Genomic DNA, 3,423 nt, shown 5'->3' with positions numbered 1-3,423 from the left:
GAAATTCTGGCTCCCCTTCTCCCAGATTTGGGAGAAGGGGTTGGGGGATGAGGGCAAATCCTTTTGATCACAGAAGAACTAGAGGTTTCAAGATAGACGTGGTTTAATCCCAATATCTACACATTTATTGCACCTGAAATCAAACAACAATCATTTCGTTTAGACGGATTATTTTCTCCTATCAAAGGATTTGAAAATGAACCTTTATACTTTGTCGAATTGCAAACCTACAAAGATGAAGAATTTTACGAACGACTTTTTGGGCAAATTTTTGTTTATTTCCGTCAATATAAACCCACAAACTCAGACTGGTACGCAGTTGTTATATACGATCGCCGCATTCATGAAACCCCACCTCACCCCCGCTATCAGGTTTTAATCGAAAAACATCTACGCTGCATTTATCTGAATGAACTTTCTACTAGGGCTGAAAATTCCTTGGGGGTAGGAATTGGCAAACTAGTTATAGAAGTACCTACAAAAGCTACTTCTTTAGCCCAACAGCTAATCAATCAGGCAAGAGAAAACTTAGCCGATGAAAATCTTCAAAAGAAAGTGCTAGCATTTATCCAAGCGATTGTATTTTATAAGTTTCCCAATCTTGCTTTAGAGGAAATTGAAGCCATGCTTGATTTAGATGAATTCAAAAATACTCGATTGTACGAGAGTATCTTGGAAAAGACAAAATTGAAATTAGTCCCAAAACTTACTGAGAGAACTATGAGTATTCAAGAAATAGCAGAGTTGCTAGAATTAGATGTTGAAATTATCAGAAAATATTTGCAAGAACAGTCTTAGAGGATGTTTTAAAAATATCGTTATTAACATCAAAACCGGCGAAACCTAAATTTAATTTTTTCTTTATTTTTTCTTTGACTTTCCGTAGCGATCGCCCAAATGGTCGCACATAAACCTTTTTTGGTAACTCGTTTGTATTTAAACTTTAGGATGATACATAAAAAATGATCCTTAGAATACTTTTCTGTGCAAGTAAAAACTATATATTTTGCACATCTAGCACAGTAGGAAACGCCCAGGGGGAGACTAGATAAAAGCTAAAACGTACAAGGTAAAAAGTCAAAGGTAAATTTACTTCTTCATTTTTGCTTTCTTTCTATCCTTGTGACGCAAGCATTTAGCCTACTCACTCTTGGCGTTTTAATTTTTCCTTTCTCCGCCGTAGCAAGTTCACAACAGCTACGACGGAGTTTTGTTTTCTTTGTTTCTCACGTCTAGATTTAGTTTTTTTAAACTTCCTTGGTATTTAGGGATAAGAATTAAATAACATACAATTTATGTCCCTGGTTTACCTCACCCTCAATCCCTCTCCTTATAAAGGAGAGGGAAGCTAGAGACAGGATGAAGTTTTGCATTTTATTTAATCCACGTTCATTAAGTTAATAACCTTCATTTAATAATTTGTCAAGATATAGGACTAGTATTTGATTTTTGAAATGCACGTAGTGGACCCTCTAGGCTAAAATAGTGCATTAGACCTAGACGTAGGTTGGGTGGAGCGGAGCGCAACCCAACTGATTATCAGGATGTTGGGTTACGCAAAGCCTCCAACGCCACTTGCTACAACGCGGGAAACCCGCGCAACGCAGTGGCTCCCCAACCTACAATTTTTTTGCAACATTACTACCGAGATTTTTTCAGAAATCAAATATGATTCCTATATTTCGGAAAATATTTCAGATGAAGAATTCAGATGGTTATCGTAAATAAAAGGGTTTAAGACCCCTACGTATACACGTAGCGTCAGTTTCAGTCGGGGTTTAAATCCCCGTCTGAAAATGTCTTCAATTACGAATTACGAATTACGAATTACGAATTACGAATTACGAATTATTTAATGGCTACTCTTGCGCCCCAGCTTTTTGCAGACTCCGCACGACATTCTTATAACCATTAAATTCTGCAATCATCAAAGCAGTATAACCACCCCGGTTTTTCAAATTCACATCTGCCCCTGCTTGGAGTAATAACTGCACAATTTCGTCATAACCTGCTGAGGCAGCCCACATTAATGATGTTGCCCTCGCTGAGTCTTGAAAATTCACATCTGCCCCCTTTGCCAGCAGCAAATGTATGATCTCTGTGTGCTTGCGTTCGGTTGCCTTGATCAAAGCAGTTTTGCCCTCATCCCCCGGAGTGTTGGCATCAGCATCATAGTCTAGCAACACTTTCACTGTTTGGGTATGTCCTTGTGATGCAGCCAGAATCAAAGGTACTTCACCAAGGTTTTCCCCAGTAATATCTCCCCCAGAATCCAGCAGTGCCTTGACAATTTCGCTGTGTCCCTGCAATGCTGCTATAAGCAGTGGCGTATCACCCAGATGGTTTCTAATTTGGACATCTGCACCCCTGTTAAGTAAGACTTGCACGACATCAATGTAGCCTTCCACAACGGCAAGATGTAGGGCAGTTTCATCATCTTGGTCTTGGAGATTAATCTCGGCACCTCGATCTAGTAAAGCTGCTGCGATCGCACTCTGTCCAGCTGCTGCTGCTGCCGATAAAGCAGTTCCACCATCAGCGTTTTTCAAATTCACATCCGCCCCTGCTGCGAGGAGTGCTTCCACAATCTTCAGATGTCTCAAGTCTGCCGCTAGCATTAAGACTGTCTCACCCTCCTGATCTTGAATATTGACATCGACACCAGTTTGGAGAATTGCTTCTATAACTTCTATTTTTCGCTGCTTAACGGCAAGTTTCAACGCAGTATCATCATCTTTATCTATGATATTAACTTGGGCGTTAGCAGCCAATAAGACTCGCACTACATCAATATGACCTTTGAGTACTGCTGCCATTAAAGCTGTGCTGCCATCTTCATTAGTGGCATTGACATCAGCACCTCTGGATAGTAAAAGCTGCACAATGTCAAGCTGTTTAGCACTAGCTGCCAACATCAAAGCCGTCAAACCATAGAGTTTTCTGGGCAAGTTGATATTTGCCCCGGCATCGAGCAGCGATCGCGCAATTTCGGTGTAGCCTAAATTTGCAGCAAACATTAACGCCGTCGTGCCTTGGCGATCGCACGCGTCCACCAAGGCACCAGCAGCCAGTAGCGCACACAGCCCTTTGATATCACCACTTTTAGCAGCTTTTAGCAGCAAAGTATCGTTGTTTTCAGTCATGGATGAGATCCCACACAGGGGGTTTTGTTCGTCTAACCTTAAAATTTAGTCTGAGATTGTTTATCCACTTTGGCAAGAGGGCGAAGGAAAATTGCAGGGCGAGATGGGGGAGATGAGGCAGCTAAATCTCCCTCAGCCTCTTTTACAGCTATTTTCAGGTAAATAGAATAGACCACGCGGTAGGGGCACAGAAAAAGCTCATTGGTGTCAACTTAACGTAGAAGTTAGACTTGGCAAGCTTTCCAGGTTTGACCCTCACAAGAACAGCCCCTCTCCCAAT

2 protein-coding genes are annotated in these 3,423 nt (G+C 41.3%); one reads left to right on the top strand and one right to left on the bottom strand.

Going from position 1 to position 3,423, the window contains the following annotated elements; all coding sequences use genetic code 11:
• The first annotated feature begins 114 nt into the window (after positions 1–114).
• Entirely contained in the window at positions 115–798 is a 684-nt protein-coding gene (locus tag ACYTXL_RS22380; protein ID WP_461926650.1) for an Rpn family recombination-promoting nuclease/putative transposase, read from the top strand.
• Between the two features lie 1,061 nt (positions 799–1,859).
• Here ACYTXL_RS22380 and ACYTXL_RS22375 read toward each other — a convergent pair.
• Complete coding sequence (locus ACYTXL_RS22375; protein ID WP_461926649.1) at positions 1,860–3,143, bottom strand: ankyrin repeat domain-containing protein; 1,284 nt, start codon at positions 3,141–3,143, stop codon at positions 1,860–1,862.
• Positions 3,144–3,423: the final 280 nt, after the last annotated feature.

This window comes from Nostoc sp., from assembly GCF_054880495.1.
This window is presented reverse-complemented; position numbering and strand designations above follow the sequence as displayed.